This window comes from Paraburkholderia graminis (assembly GCF_003330785.1).
Classification (GTDB): Bacteria; Pseudomonadota; Gammaproteobacteria; order Burkholderiales; family Burkholderiaceae; genus Paraburkholderia; species Paraburkholderia graminis.
Genome location: NZ_CP024934.1, coordinates 1,545,524 through 1,560,989, shown reverse-complemented (window position 1 = coordinate 1,560,989; position 15,466 = coordinate 1,545,524). Strand labels below are relative to the sequence as shown.

13 protein-coding genes are annotated in these 15,466 nt (G+C 64.9%); 6 read left to right on the top strand and 7 right to left on the bottom strand.

From position 1 onward, the window contains the following. Positions 1 to 14 precede the first annotated feature (14 nt). A complete protein-coding gene (locus CUJ91_RS06925; protein ID WP_107708381.1) occupies positions 15 to 2,600 on the top strand; it encodes an FUSC family protein in 2,586 nt (861 codons plus the stop codon). A 93-nt stretch (positions 2,601 to 2,693) separates the two neighbouring features. Here the strand turns inward: CUJ91_RS06925 and CUJ91_RS06920 are convergent, their stop codons facing one another. After that, on the bottom strand, positions 2,694 to 2,927 hold the full coding sequence (locus CUJ91_RS06920; RefSeq protein WP_029969219.1) for a hypothetical protein: 234 nt from the start codon (positions 2,925 to 2,927) through the stop codon (positions 2,694 to 2,696). Between the two features lie 246 nt (positions 2,928 to 3,173). Between CUJ91_RS06920 and CUJ91_RS06915 the strand changes: the two genes are divergently transcribed. Both CUJ91_RS06915 and CUJ91_RS06910 read left to right on the top strand, forming a co-directional pair. Continuing rightward, positions 3,174 to 4,601, top strand: coding sequence for a homospermidine synthase (locus CUJ91_RS06915; protein WP_107708382.1), 1,428 nt, complete (start codon positions 3,174 to 3,176; stop codon positions 4,599 to 4,601). 22 nt (positions 4,602 to 4,623) lie between these two features. Continuing rightward, positions 4,624 to 5,934 carry an NAD(P)/FAD-dependent oxidoreductase gene (locus CUJ91_RS06910; RefSeq protein ID WP_107708383.1) on the top strand — a complete coding sequence of 437 codons (1,311 nt, stop codon included), beginning with the start codon at positions 4,624 to 4,626 and terminating at the stop codon, positions 5,932 to 5,934. Between the two features lie 49 nt (positions 5,935 to 5,983). Here the strand turns inward: CUJ91_RS06910 and CUJ91_RS06905 are convergent, their stop codons facing one another. Continuing rightward, positions 5,984 to 6,451, bottom strand: a complete 468-nt coding sequence (locus CUJ91_RS06905) for an Lrp/AsnC family transcriptional regulator (RefSeq protein WP_006052938.1) — start codon at positions 6,449 to 6,451, stop codon at positions 5,984 to 5,986. A gap of 132 nt (positions 6,452 to 6,583) precedes the next feature. Here CUJ91_RS06905 and CUJ91_RS06900 point away from each other — a divergent pair, with 132 nt between their 5' ends. Next, the gene (locus CUJ91_RS06900; protein WP_374710133.1) at positions 6,584 to 7,216 is read left to right on the top strand and encodes a cysteine dioxygenase family protein; all 633 of its coding nucleotides are present in this window, start codon (positions 6,584 to 6,586) and stop codon (positions 7,214 to 7,216) included. Between the two features lie 95 nt (positions 7,217 to 7,311). On the opposite strand, the gene CUJ91_RS06895 is transcribed toward CUJ91_RS06900, so the two are convergent. The 4 genes from CUJ91_RS06895 to CUJ91_RS06880 all read right to left on the bottom strand — a co-directional run bounded on the left by CUJ91_RS06895 (position 7,312) and on the right by CUJ91_RS06880 (position 12,078). Then, positions 7,312 to 10,023 (bottom strand): mechanosensitive ion channel family protein, encoded by a 2,712-nt coding sequence (locus CUJ91_RS06895; protein WP_107708384.1) that lies wholly within the window; start codon positions 10,021 to 10,023, stop codon positions 7,312 to 7,314. 188 nt (positions 10,024 to 10,211) lie between these two features. Next, positions 10,212 to 10,859: an NAD(P)-dependent oxidoreductase gene (locus CUJ91_RS06890; protein ID WP_107708385.1), complete on the bottom strand. Its 648-nt coding sequence runs from the start codon at positions 10,857 to 10,859 to the stop codon at positions 10,212 to 10,214. Between the two features lie 163 nt (positions 10,860 to 11,022). Further along, positions 11,023 to 11,478 (bottom strand): Rrf2 family transcriptional regulator, encoded by a 456-nt coding sequence (locus CUJ91_RS06885; protein ID WP_006052942.1) that lies wholly within the window; start codon positions 11,476 to 11,478, stop codon positions 11,023 to 11,025. 123 nt (positions 11,479 to 11,601) lie between these two features. Further along, on the bottom strand, positions 11,602 to 12,078 hold the full coding sequence (locus CUJ91_RS06880; RefSeq protein WP_107708386.1) for a BCAL1086 family glycoprotein: 477 nt from the start codon (positions 12,076 to 12,078) through the stop codon (positions 11,602 to 11,604). Between the two features lie 209 nt (positions 12,079 to 12,287). Here CUJ91_RS06880 and CUJ91_RS06875 point away from each other — a divergent pair, with 209 nt between their 5' ends. Both CUJ91_RS06875 and CUJ91_RS06870 read left to right on the top strand, forming a co-directional pair. Then, positions 12,288 to 12,869, top strand: a complete 582-nt coding sequence (locus tag CUJ91_RS06875; RefSeq protein WP_029969212.1) for a DJ-1/PfpI family protein — start codon at positions 12,288 to 12,290, stop codon at positions 12,867 to 12,869. Between the two features lie 117 nt (positions 12,870 to 12,986). Then, entirely contained in the window at positions 12,987 to 13,313 is a 327-nt protein-coding gene (locus CUJ91_RS06870; protein ID WP_006052945.1) for a hypothetical protein, read from the top strand. 172 nt (positions 13,314 to 13,485) lie between these two features. Here the strand turns inward: CUJ91_RS06870 and CUJ91_RS06865 are convergent, their stop codons facing one another. Beyond that, positions 13,486 to 15,186 carry a sensor histidine kinase gene (locus tag CUJ91_RS06865; protein ID WP_029969211.1) on the bottom strand — a complete coding sequence of 567 codons (1,701 nt, stop codon included), beginning with the start codon at positions 15,184 to 15,186 and terminating at the stop codon, positions 13,486 to 13,488. Between the last annotated feature and the right edge of the window lie 280 nt (positions 15,187 to 15,466).

Sequence of the window (15,466 nt, the reverse complement as noted above, 5' to 3'; positions counted from 1 at the left end):
AAACCAGGCTGTCGATGCGCTATTCGGTCGAAATAAAAAAATTCCTTTACAGCCAGTATTTTTATGGCGGACTGCGCATCGCGGTCGGCGTGTCGTTACCAGCGGTGCTGTGCCTGATCGTGTTTCACAATCGCGAGCTGGGCTTCACGATTGCGACGGGCGCGCTCGGCGCATGTGTCGTCGACATGCCGGGTCCGCTCAAGTACAAGCACAACGAAATGCTGGCGTGCTCGGTGATCGGTTTTCTGTCCGCGCTCGCCACCGGCCTTGCCACGGTCAATCCGGTGGCGCTGTGGTGCACCGTCGTGCCGCTCACGTTCGTGCTGTCGTTGATCGTCGTGTATGGCAACCGCTGGCCGCAGATCAGCTTCGCCACGCTCTTCATGATGATCATGACGCTCGAGGAGCACTTTACGCCGATGCAGGCGCTCGTGAATGCGTCGTGGATACTCGTGGGCGGGCTCTGGTTCACGTACTGGTCGACTGCCGTGAGCCGCTGGATGATGCATCGGATCGAGCAGCAGGCGCTCGCCGAAAGCGTGTTCGCCTGCGCCGATTATCTGCTCGCGCGCGCCGCGTTTTACGACCTCGATAACGATCTGGACGAGTGTTATCGCAACCTGGTCGCCAAGCAGATCGCCGCGGTCGAGCGGCAGGACGCGGCGCGTGACATCGTGCTGCGCAATCTGCCGAAGTTAAAGAGCGGCAAGCTCGAGCCGCGTCGCGCGATGCTGTTCAATCTGTTTATCAACACGGTCGATTTGCATGAGTTGTTCGTCGGCACGCATACCGATTACCCGCTCGTGCGCAATACCTTCGGCGGCACCGACCTGCTGGTGTTCTATCGCGATCTGATCCGCAAAGCCGCTGAGGATCTCGAGGAAATCGGGCTCGCCGTCCTGCAGAATCATGCGCCGCGCGCACGCGTGAATGTGAAGGCGGAACTGCGCGCCATCGAGTTCGAAATCGAACTGATGCGCAAGCAGGAGTTGCCGGCGAAGAATCCCGAGGCGTATTCGGCGGTGTCGTCCACATTCCGCCGCGTGTGGAGCGCCACGCGACTGATCGACAAGATGCGCAAGAGTCTTTCGAGCGATCCGGCCACGACCGAAACGGAACTGCGCCTCGATCAGGCGCTGAACCGCTTCGTGTCGAGCCGCCGTGTGCCGTTCGGCCAGATCTTCTCGAACCTGACGATGTCCTCGCCGAGCTTTCGTCACGCGTTGCGCGTGACGATCGCGGTGGCGGTCGGCTTCTGGCTCGGCCGCCTGCTGCCGCTCACGAACGCTTACTGGATCGTGATGACTACGGTCATCATCCTGAAGCCCGGTTATTCGCTGACCAAGCAGCGCAACGGGCAGCGGATCGTCGGCACGTTGATCGGCTGCACGGCGAGCATCGCGCTGATGATCTTCGTGAAGGAGCCGCACATTCTGCTGGTGGTGATGTTCGCGTCGATGGTGATGAGCTACAGCCTGCTGCTGTTCAATTACGCGGCGAGCGTGGTGTTCACGTCATCGTATGTGCTGCTGATGTTTCATCTGCTTGCGCCCGGCAGCCTGCACATCATCGGCGAACGCGCGATCGACACCGTGGTCGGCTGCGCGATCGCGATTGCCGCGAGCCATCTGTTCCCGTACTGGGAATATCGTCTGATGGGCAAGCTGGTCAACAACGTGATCAGCGCGACGCGGCAGTTTCTTGAAGCAAGCTGGTGGTGGAGCGGCAAGCCGGCCGCGCCGCTCGCCGCCACCGTGACCGAAGCGGGCGCGCGGGCGCCGGTCGCGGCGATGGCGGACCCGGCGATCGATGTCGGCAGGCCGGCGTTGGCGGCTGCAAGCGGGCCGCTGACGAGTGATGGTTTGGTGGCTGGCAATCGGGGGCTATCGCAAGCGGATGTGTCGGCGAACGTGCGAACAGGCGCCGAAGCGAACATCGCAGGGAGCGCGGCGTTAGGAGCCGCGGCAGGCGCAACAGCAAGCCCATCGGCAACTGCACCGGCAACAACATCAAGCGCGCCCGCAAGCACACCAGCTTCCGCAACCACCAACACGACGGCGAAGCCCGTCGCCGGCGCCTCGCCCGCTGCCGCGGCCGCCGCCACTGCACTCGATCGCGATTACCGCTACCGCCTCGCGCGCAAGAACGTGCACGTCGCGTTTGCAAACCTCGGCCAGGCCTTTCAGCGGATGATGCTCGAACCGAAATCGGCGCAGAAGTTCGTCCCCGAACTCAATGGTTTGCTGGTGAGCAGCCATGTGCTTGCATCGCAAATCACCGCAGCCGCGCCGCTCTTGCGCACCTCCGCGCAACACGCCGAGGGCGTGTCGCTGCAGCCGCTGCAACGCGCGTTGAGTCTCGTGCGCGACAATCTCACCGAAGCAGAAGCAGGCACTGCGCCGCCTGCGGACCAGGGCGAGCAGATCAAACAGATCACGCGCGAACTGGACACGATGGTGGTCGAAGCGGAGAAATCGCAGGACTATTCGGCCGATGCGGTGCACGACATCAAACTGCTTGCGCATCAATGCAAGCAGATGCTGACGGCGGCGGCGTTGATTCGCAAGGACGCGAGCGTGATCCGCCTGCCCGATGAATGACGCGACCGGGCTTGAACTAGCGTAGTGAAGTGCGACGCCTAAGCGCGTCCGACTCAAACTCACACGCGGTCATACACCATGACCGCGACAAGCTCACTGCGCCGTGCCGCTCGCAGGCTTCGCAGCAGTAGCCGCAGCGCTCGTCGCCGTGGCCGTCGCCGCCGCTGCGCCCGATGAAACGGAAGCCGCCGGCGCGTTGTCGTTGTCGAACTCGCGCTTCTCCTTGATCGCGTTATAGAACAGCGTGGCGATGACGAACAGTACCGCGACCACAATGAATACAGCGATGCCGAAGGTCGGGTTTTTCTTGCGCGGCGGTTTGTTCATGAGGCGACTCGGACCGCGAGGCAATCGCGGAAGATAGCGGAGAAGGCGGCATTCTACGCCGAGGCGCCTTGCACTCGCCTTGCAGTCGGCAAGCGGTGGACAGCAAGGCTTGCGATGCTATCGAACCGAAATGAAAAATCCCCGGCACGCGCAATGCTGCGCCGCTAATGCGGGCCGAAACATTGGAGCCACGCATCACGCCCGCACAAAGAAGCGCGACCCAACGCGCGGTAGTCGGGAGGAAAGATGGATGCGCATGTGCAGTGGACGAAGCACGCTGTTTGCAACAGCGGCGTTGTAATCATCGGATTCGGCAGCATAGCGAGTTCGCTTTTACCGGTGCTTTTAAGACACATCGAGGTGAGCCCAAAAGACGTGACCGTGGTGTGTCCGCCTGGTAATGACACGGCGATCGCCCATGAATGCGGCGTGCATGTCGTCGAGCAGGCGCTCAGCGAAGACAACTTCGAGACACTGCTTACGGCATATGTGACGAAAGGCACGCTGCTGGTCAACCTGTCCGTCAATGTGTCGAGCGAATCGCTGATTCGCTTTTGCTGGTCTCGCGACGCGCTCTATCTCGATACGTCCATCGAACCGTGGGAAGGCGGATCAACCGATCCCGACCGTCCTCCATCACGGCGCAGCAATTACGCACTGCGCGAGGCGGTGCTGGCTTTTCGCCTCGACAAGCGCGACGGCCCGACAGCGGTTTTGACGCAAGGCGCGAACCCTGGGCTCGCTTCGGCTTTCGTCAAACAGGCGCTGGTCGACATGGCGGAGAACAGCGGCATCCAGCCGACCGCGCTCGACAGCTACGAAGATTGGGCCGTGCTCGCGCAGCGCCTCGACATCAAGGCGATTCACGTCGCTGAACAGGACTGGCAGTTCTCCGAACGCCGCAAGGCGCGCAACGAGTTCGTCAACACCTGGTCCGTCGATGCCTTCGTCGAAGAAGGCATGCAGCCGGCGGAACTGGGCTGGGGCACGCATGAGCGTCATTGGCCCGCCGACGCACAGCGTCATGGGTTCGGCAGCGATGCGGCGATCTATCTGCAACGGCCGGGACTTGCCACGCGCGTACGCAGTTGGACGCCGCTCGCCGGCAGCTATCAGGGCTTTCTTGTCACGCATGGCGAGTCGATCTCGATCGCGGACCATCTGACATTGCGCAAGGACGGCGAGGTCGTGTATCGCCCGACGGTTCACTATGCGTATCGTCCGTGCGACGACGCGCTGCTGTCGATCGAGGAATTCGCCGGACGTGGCTGGCGCATGCAGGACAACAAGCGGATCATGCGCGACGAAATCGTCGACGGCGCCGACGAACTCGGCGTGCTGCTGATGGGCAACGACAAAGGCGTTTACTGGTACGGCTCGCGGCTGACCACGCCGCAAGCCCGGCGCCTCGCGCCGCATAACACCGCGACGAGCCTCCAGGTGGTGGCCGGCATCATGGGCGGCATCGTGTGGGCACTCGAGAATCCGCGGGCCGGCGTGGTCGAACCCGACGACATCGACTATCGGACGGTGATGCGGGTCGCTCGTCCGTACCTGGGCGAACTCGTCGGCGTGTACGACACATGGACGCCGCTCGACCAGCGCTCGCCGCTTTTCGACACGCCGTACGACGAGGACCCCTGGCAATTTCTCAACGTACGGGTTCCGTGGTGAACCGATACCTGGAGCGCAGCCTATGTCGTCGCTGCTGAACAAGGAGCTTGGCGTCGTCGAGGACTCGTATTACGAGGCGAGCGTCACGCGTCCGCAACCGAGCGCGCCGCTGCAGCAAAAGCTGTCCGTGGATGTGTGCGTGATCGGCGGCGGCTACGCGGGCGTTTCGTGCGCGTTGGAACTGGCCGGGCGCGGCTTCGACGTCGCGCTGCTGGAAGCGCAGCGCATCGGCTGGGGCGCGTCGGGCCGCAATGGCGGGCAGGCGATTGTCGGCTTCGGCGCGGAAGGAGAAGACGCGATCGAGCAGCAGTGCTCGCGCGAGATCGCGCGCAAGGCCTGGGACGTGTCGCTCGAAGGTCTGCGCCTGCTCGAAGAGCGTCTCGCGCGTTATGACATCGAATGCCATTATCGGCGCGGTTATCTGACGCTCGCCGTCAACGATCGGAAGGCGCGCAAACTCAAGGAGTGGATGGAGCGCACACAGGACCGGTATGCGTATCCGCTCGAATGGCTGGATCGGTCGGCGCTTCGTTCGCATATCGCCACGCAAAGATTTTCTGCCGGCGTGTATGACGGCGGGTCCGGTCATCTGCATCCGCTGCTGTACTGCCTCGGTCTCGGCGAAGCGGCGCGGCAAGCGGGAGTCAAGGTCTTCGAAAATTCAGCGGTGTCCCGGCTCGAACGCGGCGCGCGGCCCGTCGTGAAGACAGCCGAAGGCGCGGTGTCGTGCGACCGCGTGGTGATCGCCGGCAACGTTTATCTCGGCGAATTCGGCGATCATCCGGCGCCCGAGATCGAGGCGCGGATCATGCCGGTGGGCACCTACATGGTCGCCACCGAGCCGCTTTCCGACGCATTCGCCAACGAGCTCATGCCGGGCCGAGCCGCGGCGTCGGACAACAATCTCATCCTCGATTACTTCCGGCTGAGCGCCGATAACCGGCTGTTGTTCGGCGCCGGAGAAAGCTATGACGCCACGACGCCGCGTAATCTGATCGACAGGATGCGGGATCGGATCACGGGCGTTTTCCCGCAACTCGCCGATGTCGGCATCGACTACGCGTGGGGCGGTTTCGTCGACGTCACCATGAACCGCGCGCCGGACCTCGGCCGGATCGGCGCGAACATTTACTACGTGCAAGGCTTTTCCGGGCACGGTCTGGTGTTCGCGGGAATGGCCGGGAAGATTCTCGCCGACGCGATCGCGGGCGACGCGTCGACCTTCGACGTGTTCAGCCGCATCCGGCATCGGCGCTTCCCCGGCGGCAAGGCGCTTCGCACGCGGGCTCTGGTGCTGGGCATGTGGTACTACAAGCTGCGCGAGCTTTTGTAGGGCAACGCCGTCAGAGACGCGAAGCCGATCGCTACGCGCCCGCTCGCCGTCACGCGCTATACCGCACCGGCAGCGCCGTCGAATATTTGATCTGCTCCATCGCGAAGCTCGAACTGACGTCGTACAGCGGCACGGCGGCGATCAACAGCTTGTACACGCGGTCGTAGTCGTCGATGTCGGAAACCACCACGCGCAGCAGGTAATCCGTCTCGCCGCTCATCCGGTAAACCTCCACCACTTCGGGAATGTCCTGCACCGCCTGCGTGAAAGTCTGCGCCCACGCCTGCGTGTGCTGATTCGTGCGCACGGCGACGAACACGGTCGTGCCGACGCCAAGCTTGCGCGCATCGCACAGCGCCACTTGCCCACGGATCACACCGGTCTCCTTCAGACGCTGCAGCCGCTTCCAGCACGGCGTTTGCGACAGATTCACGCGCTGCGCCAGTTCGGCAATCGGCATGGTCGCGTCTTCCTGCAGCAACTCGAGCAGTTTCCTGTCGATGATGTCCATTCCCATCGTCTCACCCCTTTAGCAAATTTTTCTACTTTTCAGATTGATGGGGGAATTATATGGAAACTCTTTCTCCGGACAAAACGGTATAAATCCTGATCCGAAGAAAAACACGGCAGCCAGTGCCGTTCAACGACCGTGACTCACAACCTCGCTTCCTCCGCCGCCCTCCTCGATACGTTCGCACAAGCTTGCGCCGCGCACGATCTGCCTTCGCGCGCCGCTCAGCCCGCGCCTCTCGCCCGCCTGTGCGATGCGCTCGACGCCATGTTCGAAGCGTGCGCCCAATTTGCCGAGCCTTCGCATTCGAGCTTCTTCGCGCGCAGCATGCGTATCGCGCTCGCGGAAGCGGCTGCGGACGCCGCGCTGCTGACGCCCGCGCAGCGCGAAGGATCTAGTGAGAACTACCGCCGTCATCTGCTCGCCGCCGATCCGCACGGCCGCTATGCGGTCGCCGCGCTTGTCTGGCAGCCGCATCAGGCGAGCCCCGTGCATGCGCATCACACATGGTGCGGATACGCGGTGATCGACGGCGCGTTGAGCGAAACGGTTTTTGAGTGGAACGAGCGCGAGCAGTGTGCGAGCGCTGAACGCACGCAGGCGCGCAGGCAAGGCGCGGTGTCGTTCGTGCGAGGCGGCCGCGGCAGCATTCATCGGCTGCAAAATTGCAGCGATGCGCCGGCCGTGTCGCTGCATATTTACGGCGTGCCCGGCGCGCGCATCGCCACGCATGTCAACGATGTAGTGCGCGCCGCGCCCGTGCTCGTCTGACAGCGGCACGGCGAGCACGGGCAAGGCACGAACAGGCGCACGCACATACGTACACACACGCACAAAACTTCGCGCCCTCTGCCCTCGCCGAATAATCAGCTCTTGCCTTCGCCCGCCGTGGGAACCTGCGGCGGAATCGGCGCCGTTTGCGCGGTCGCCGGCGGCGCCGGCCGTGGTTCATGCGACACGTCGCGCGCCACCGCTACCGCCGGATGCGCGCCGCGCATCGGCAGCGTTTTCTCCGTGTGCGGGCGAGCATGGCCGGACTCGTGGCCGTGCTCTTCATGTCCGGTTTCGTCCGGTGTACTGTCGTCGCGCCACGGCTGCCCCTCGCTGTCTTTCGACGACGTGAACAAGCGCATCTGCGGCACCGGAATCTCGATGCCGGCTTCGTCCATCTTGCGCTTGAGCCGCGCATTGAACGCCCGCGCCACGCTCCATTGCTGCAGCGGCCGCGTCTTGATCTGCCCTTTGACGACCATCCAGTTCGGATCGAAACGGTCGAGGCCCCACACTTCGATCGGCCCGAGCATCTCACGCCGGTAACGGAAGTCGGCCATCAGGTCGGCGCCGACTTCGCGGATCATCTGCGTGATTTCATCGACGTCGGTAGAGAACGACATGCGCACTTCGAACACGGCATACGCGAAGTCGCGCGACAGGTTCTTGACGATCTTGATCTGCGAGAACGGAATGGCGTGAATCGCGCCCTGACCGTCGCGCAGGCGCACCGTGCGGATCGACAGATGCTCGACCGTGCCCGCATGGCCGCCGTCCACATCGATCCAGTCGCCCACTGAAATCGTGTCTTCGATGATGATGAAAAGCCCCGTGATCAGGTCGGTCACGAGCGACTGCGCGCCGAAGCCGATCGCGAGACCGATCACGCCGGCGCCTGCGAGCAGCGGCGTCACGTTGATGCCGAGATTCGCCGCGGTGACGATGCCCGCGATCGTCATGATGCTCACGAGCAGCACGTTGCGCACGAGCGGCAACATCGTGCGCGCCCGCGTGCTCGGGTTGCGCGACTTGTTGCGCGAGCTGCCGGGATTGAGCGCCTCCGTGATCGCGGTGTCGACGAGAATCCACAGCAGCCACGCGATGAACACCGTCGCGACGATCGCGGTCACCGCATGTGCGATGCCGCGCGCCGCGACGTTTTCCTCGACGACCGCGGCCAGCGACACGCCCCACAAACGCGCCGCCAGTTCGAAGAAAAACAGCCAGATGAAAAGCGTCAGCAACGTGCCGCAAAAACGCAGCAAGCGCGTGAGGTACGGCGAGCGGCGCCGCGCGCGCGGACTGCGCGGGCGCGTCATGCGCAGGACGATGGCCGACAGGAAGAACGCGAGCACGAGCAACAGCGCGGTCACCACCGAAATCTGCAGCACGTTTTCGCTCGACCCCGAACCGCCAAGCGTGGCGACCACGGACGCCGTCGCCAGCACGAGGACCGGCACGTGCCACAGCGCGGCGAGCACCTCGAAGGCGTCGGTCGCGGCCTTGTGATCGTTGCGCTGTTCGTAAGGCCGGTTGCGGATCAGGTGCGCGACCGGCCGGCGAAACGCCAGCGCGAAATAGCCGGCGAGCACGGCGGCCGTCATGTTGGCGGCGGTCGAAACGAGTGCGGCCAGGTTGGTGCCGAGTTGATGCGCGACGTCGTAATTGACCGCCGCGTCGCCGAGCGCGCCGAACACGCCGACCGCGAACAGCAGGCGCCGCGCATGATCGATCAGCAGACGCACGGCGATGCGCCGGTGCCCCGAGCCGAACAGCGAAAACATGATCAGGCAGATCGCCGAAAACACCGCGCCCGCGACGATCGCATAGGCGACCACCATGCCGAGCGTGCGGCCGAGCGCATCGGGCATCGCGCGCACGAACAGCAGCGCGGCGACGAACGCGATGATCCACGGCCCCACGCGCCGCAACGCGAAGACGAGCAGCTCGCGTGTCGTCGGATTGGGATTCAGTCCCATCACGATGCCGAGGCGCCGGTACAGCCGCTGCTGCAAATAGATCAGCGCGGCCGCGCATGCGCCCCAGCCGGCCAGCATCGCGAACATCGACAGGAGAATGCGGCCGAAGCTCTCCGGCCCCTGCCCGGAGATGATGGTGTAAAGCTCGTTGCCGGCCGCGTTGAAGCGCCCGCCCCAGTAGCGCACGGGCGTACGGCCCTGATGCATGTCCGATTCGAACGACGCGATGCCCGACGCAATCGCGCCGAGCAAGCCGGGACTCGGCTGCGCGGGCGCCGGCGCGAGCGGACCGACGGTGCGCGAGACGTCGCGCAGTTTTTTGAGTTGCGCGACGAGCGCGGTGCGCTGGCGGTCGTTGTCGAGCGTGGCGATGACGCTGTCGAGCGAACGCGCGATTTCCGCCTGGCTCGCGGGCGACGGCGCCGACGCGGCCTCGGCCGCCGATGCGCCGGACGCCTCCGACGCGGGCGCGACCGTCGCGCTGTTGATCAGGCTCTGCAACGCGGGAATGACGGGCGTGCTGCTGGCTGCAGTGCCGGCGGCGTGCGCGCCGAGAGGCAGCGATGCGATGCAGACGAGAAGCGCGATTCCGATCGCGGCGGGACACGCGCTGATGACGGCACGAAGCCACGCACTGATCGAAGCGCTGATTGAACCGCTTCGCGCCGCATATCTGCGAGCCGACCCGCCCGCGCGCACACGAGCGCCGCCGCGGACGTGCGGCCATCCGACGCAAGCGGAAAGACGAACAAATGCAGCGTGAATCGAAGAAAGCCCGCCGTTTGACGGCGCAGCCTCGGATTCACGCCGCGATGGGCATGACTGCATGGCAATCCGTGAGAAAACGGGAGACGCCAGTGTAGCCTCAGTTGGCGCGCCCGCAACCGGACATGCGTAACGGATTGTTAGGACGCTTGCATGATTTCATGCGTGCAGCGCGCCGCGGAGGGTGACGAGCCGCGGCACCATGCCACCCACGCCGCGCGGCACGCACGCCGCGCAAGCACGCGGCGCCTTCAATAAGCGACCGTCGCGAGCTGACGGATGAAACGGCTCTGCTCGAGTTCGTCGACGAACGCGATCGCGTAATCCTCGGCGGAAATGCGGCTGTTGCCTTCGGCGTCGGCGATCAGCGAGTTCGTGCCGGTGCGGAACGTACCCGTGCGCTCACCCGGCGCGATGATCGCGGCCGGCGAAAAGAACGTCCAGTCGAGATCGGCGACGCTGCGGTAGTAGCCGAGCGCATCGCGATGCGCGAGCGCGACGGCCTTGTAGGCATCCGGGAAACCTTCGCTATCGACGAGCTGTTTGCCGGGCGCGACTTCGAGCGAGCCCGCGCCGCCCACCACCACGAGCCGCTTCACGCCCGCCGCGCGCACACCTTCGACCAGCGCGCGAGTCGCCTTGTCCAGCACGCCGACGTCGCCTTGCGGCGGCGCATATGCGCTCGCCACCACATCGTGACCGCGCACCGCTGCGCCCACGCTCGCCGCGTCGAGCAGATCGGCCTGCGCCGCTTTGAGATTGGGCACGTCGGCCGGAACGCGCGCGGGATTGCGCGCAAGCGCCGTGACCTGATGCCCGCGACGCGCCGCTTCGGCCGCAATTCGCGAACCGATCATGCCGGTCGCGCCGAACAATGCGATCTTCAACTGCCTGCTCATTTCAATGCTCCTGTCATTTGTTTATATGTAACCAAGATGATTACATATATGCCGCAAAAAAGAGGGGCCTCGGCCCCCGTCTGTCATTCCGCGCTTATTGCGCGCTCATTGCATGCGCATTAGCAATCATCGGCGAACGCGGTTTCTGCGCCAAGCACCCGCGTCATCCATGCGGCCGCCGCTTGCGTTCGCGCGCTCGCTCCGCGCGCAGCAAGTCCGCCGTCGCGTCGGCCAACGTGCGCTGCGCGAGCGACGCCTCCATCGCCTGCTGCGCTTCGTCGATGATTCCGCGCAGCACGACCTGGATGTTGCGCCCCACCATGCACGCCGGATTCGGCTCCTCGCGATGAAGCGCGAAGAGCTGCGCGTCGTCGACTGCGCGGTACACGTCGAGCAGCGAAATCTGCTCGGGCGCGCGGGCGAGCAGCGCGCCGCCGCCCGCGCCGAGCTGCGAGGTCGTGAGGCCGGCTTCGGCCAGCATGGTCAAAAGCCGCCGGATCAGCGCGGGATTCGTATTCACGCTGCCCGCGATCATCTCCGACGAAAGCGGCGTGCCCTCCTGCAAAGACAACAGCGCGAGCACATGCACCGCAAATGCAAACCGGCTACTGGTGTTCACAACAACCCGCCCTGCGACGACAATGTGTAACCATAGTAATTACATTTATCGGCACTGTCAAACCCGTCCGCTCTTCCCGGCCGAACGCACGAACGCGCGCGATGGAATCGGCTCACGCGCATCTCACTTGTCCATCTGCTTTTGCGCATCGCCGCCGTAGCCCGAACCGGACGACGAAGCCGCTGCGCTCGTCGACGAAGCCGAGCTTTGCGCCGACCACTGCTGCAGTTTGCGCCCCGCGTTTTCCAGGCTCTCGCCGGTCAGCGACGCGGCTTTGCCGAGCTGCGCCTGCGCCGCGCTGGCGGCGTTCTGCAGATTGGCCTGAGCGCTCGACGCGAGCGCATTCGGATCGATCGTGACCGTCGGCGCCGAAGCCGATTGAATGTTCTGCTGCGCCGCGGATTTGGTTTCGTCGACCTTCTGGCCGACGTAGCTCGCGGCCTGATCGAGCTTCTGCGACGCGGCCTGCGCGGCGTCGTTGAGCTTGCCGGCAACCTGCCCCGCCGACGCATCGTTCTTCTGGCAGGCCGCGAGACCGGCGAATACGAACAGGACCACGGCGGCACGGCGCAGCAACGGCGAACGGATGGATGAATTCATGTGTGTATGTGAACCGCGCGAAGCGGCCTCTCTGACGAAAACGCGCTCATCATACGCTGTTGCCGCCGCCTGCCGGACAACGGCTTCATGCGCGATAAATCGACGCGCACGGCGGGCGGCGGCCGTCGCGGTTCTGTCAAAGCTTGTGCGGTAGACTGGCCAACGCAATCGAGCATTGCTGTGTTCACTTGACCCACTGGAGGCATACGATGGCGGCAAAGAAGATTCTGTTTCTCACCGGCGATTTCGCCGAGGATTACGAAACGATGGTGCCGTTTCAGGCGCTGCAGGCAGTCGGACACGTGGTCGACGCGGTGTGCCCGGACAAGAAGGCCGGCGACCGGATCAAGACCGCGATTCATGATTTCGAGGGCGATCAGACCTACACCGAAAAGCCGGGGCATCTGTTCGCGCTGAACGCATCGTTCGAAGACGCCGATCCGCGTCAGTACGATGCGCTCGCGATTGCCGGCGGGCGCGCGCCCGAGTATCTGCGGCTCAATCCGAAAGTCATCGACATCGTGCGGCAGTTCGCCGAAGCCGGCAAACCGATCGCCGCGATCTGTCACGCCGCGCAGTTGCTCGCGGCCGCGGACGTGATCCGCGGCAAGCGCATCTCCGCGTATCCGGCCTGCGCGCCCGAGGTGAAGCTGGCCGGCGGCGAGTACGCCGACATTCCCGTCGACGCCGCGATCACCGACGGCAACTTCGTGACGGCGCCCGCGTGGCCCGCGCATCCCGAATGGCTGCGTCAATTCCTCGTTCTGCTCGGCACGCGTATCGAGCTTTGAGCCGGCTCAAATGCCGCGGGCGGCCACGGCGGTCGCGCGCGGCATTTGAGAGTCGTCCTATGGTTCGCGCCGGAGGGCCTTCCTATAGTCACGGGCTGACTTGTGGAGCGCTTTTCGATGGAACTTACCGACTGGATCGTCATTCTCGCCGTCGCGTTGATCGCGATTGCTTTTCGCTGCGCGCGCACGCCGGCCGGCTGGGCTCGTGAAAACCGCGCGCGGCGCCTCGCCGGCACGCGAATGCTGGTGCTGGCAGCCTGCTCGGTCTGGGCGGCTTTGTTGATTCTGGCGCGCTGCGTGTTCGCGCTCGACGGCCTGCTCGGCCTGCGCCCCACGCTCTACCAGGTGCTCGTCGTGGTCGCCGTTCTGCTTGCCTGCGCGTGCTACTGGTCGGTTCGCGGCCGGCAACTGCTGAAGTCGCGCCGTTTGTTTGCTTCTTGCTGAGCTGATGTAGCCTGCGGTCACGCTGGCCCACCATCCTGATCGGTTCCGAGCCATCACCTCGGTTTCCGCTTCACGCAACCTTCCTGATTTTCGATTCGCTCGCGCCTGCGCCGTCCGCAGGCCGTCGCGGGTGCTCCCGCATCACCCGCTCGACTGCAACCCACGTCAGCCCTTACGGGCCCATCCGCAGATTCCCCGGCTTGTCCATCGCCTGATCGTTGGCCGCCACGGATAGCGGTCGCCCGCCGCGCCCTTCACCGCCTTCACGCGCTCGCCCCGCCGCCGGCCGGGCCCCCGCTTCGGGCAGCGACAGATAGAACGTCGTGCCCACGCCTTCGGCCGACTCCGCCCAGACCCGCCCGCCGTGCCGCTCGACGACGCGCCGCACCAGCGCGAGCCCAATCCCCTCGCCCGCGGCCGCCGTGCCGTGCAAGCGCTGAAACGCGTTGAATAGCCGCGGCAGCGCGATCGCCGGAATGCCCAGGCCGTTGTCGCGCACGTAAAAGATCCGCAGCGACTGAACGCCCGGCGGCGCGGGCGTCGTGCCGATTTCGATCCGGCCTTCGCGCGACGGGTCCAGATAATTCACCGCATTGCCGATCAGATTCGCGAACACCTGCTCGAGCGCGGTCGGATCGCCCCACACGGCCGGCAAGTCGCTCACCTGCACCTGTGCCCGCCGCGCGCGGATCGAGCCCTGCATCGCGTCGATCACGCGCGGCACGATATCGCGCACCTCGACTTTCTGATGCCGGTATTCGACGCGGCCGATGCGCGACAGCCGCAACAACGCGTCGATGATGTGCGACGCGCGCAGCACCGCCGTCTGCAGATAATGCAGCGCTTCGCCGATGTCCTCGTCGACCACGCGCTCGATGCGTTGCCGCATCTGCGCGTCGATCGACGAATCGCTCAGGGCCGCGCGCAGTTCGTCGCACGCGCGGATCAGTTCCTTCGAAAAGCCCTGCAGATTGACGAGCGGCACACGCAGATCATGCGACACGCTGTAGATGAACATCTCGTTTTCCTGCGTCTGCTGCCGCAGCGTCTCGTTGATGCGCGCAAGCTCGTCCGCGCGGCGCGCAAGGTCCGCCTGAAAGCGCGCCTGGATGCGCTCGGCTTCGAGAAGACGCCGGCTGGTCTCGTGCAAGGTCAGGTCGAGTTGCGCGATTTCGTCGTGGCCCGGCCCGATCGGCGCGAGCGGCTCGTTGCCGGCAAGGCGCCCGGCGTTGTCCGACAGGACCGCAAGCCGGCCACGCAAGCCGCGCGTGAAAAGCCACACGGCCAGCGCCACAAACAGCAGAGAGCCGAACACCGCCGCGCCGACCAGCGCCTGTTGCCGCTCGCGCGCGGCGTCGGCGGCATTGGCGCGCTGGCTGTCGAGACGCCGCTCTTCCGCCTGGAAGGCGGCCACCTGCTGGCGAAAGCGGTCGAGCACGTCGGTCTGCGCAAGATCGCCGAAGCGCTCGACGATGTCGTTGCCGCGCCCCGAGCGCAGCATGTCCTGCATGCGGTCGGACCATTGCCGATAGGCCTGCACCGCCTGGCGTACCTGGACGACGCGTTCGACCTCGGCCGGGTTGTCCGAGACGAGTTCCGCGAGCTGATCGATCCGCCGGTCGACATCGACCCAGACGGAGAGCGGTGTCACAAAGTGGTTGTCGCCGGCAAGCACCGCGCCGCGCAGCGCGACAGACTCGCCGAGTACCGGATCGAGAATCGACGTGGTCTGGCGCAGCACTTCCTGACCGTGGACGGCCCAGCGCTCGGCGTCGGCCGCGTCGGACTGCGCCTTGACCAGTCCTGACAGAAGCGCCAGTTCGAAGACCGCCGGAATCGCGATCAGCAGCAGGCCTTTAGTGGTAAGTCGCATGCGAGCGCATTGGAAGGTGGGCCGCCAGTCGTGTACGGGACGGGACATTATGTCGGCGTTTGCTGCGGAAACAAAGGGTCGGGCTAGCGCCCAAACTTTGGCGGCAGGCGTGTCGATGCAGGCTGCAGGTCGGGCTGCACCGATGTGCTCGCACACCTTCAGGCTCGACGCCGCGCCCGTAAGCCGGACGAAAACTTTGGACCCGTAATGGATCATAGGAACCAAAACGGGACGTTTCCGCACATCTTTTGTGCTTGGACGCGTGCATTGAAGGTGCAGA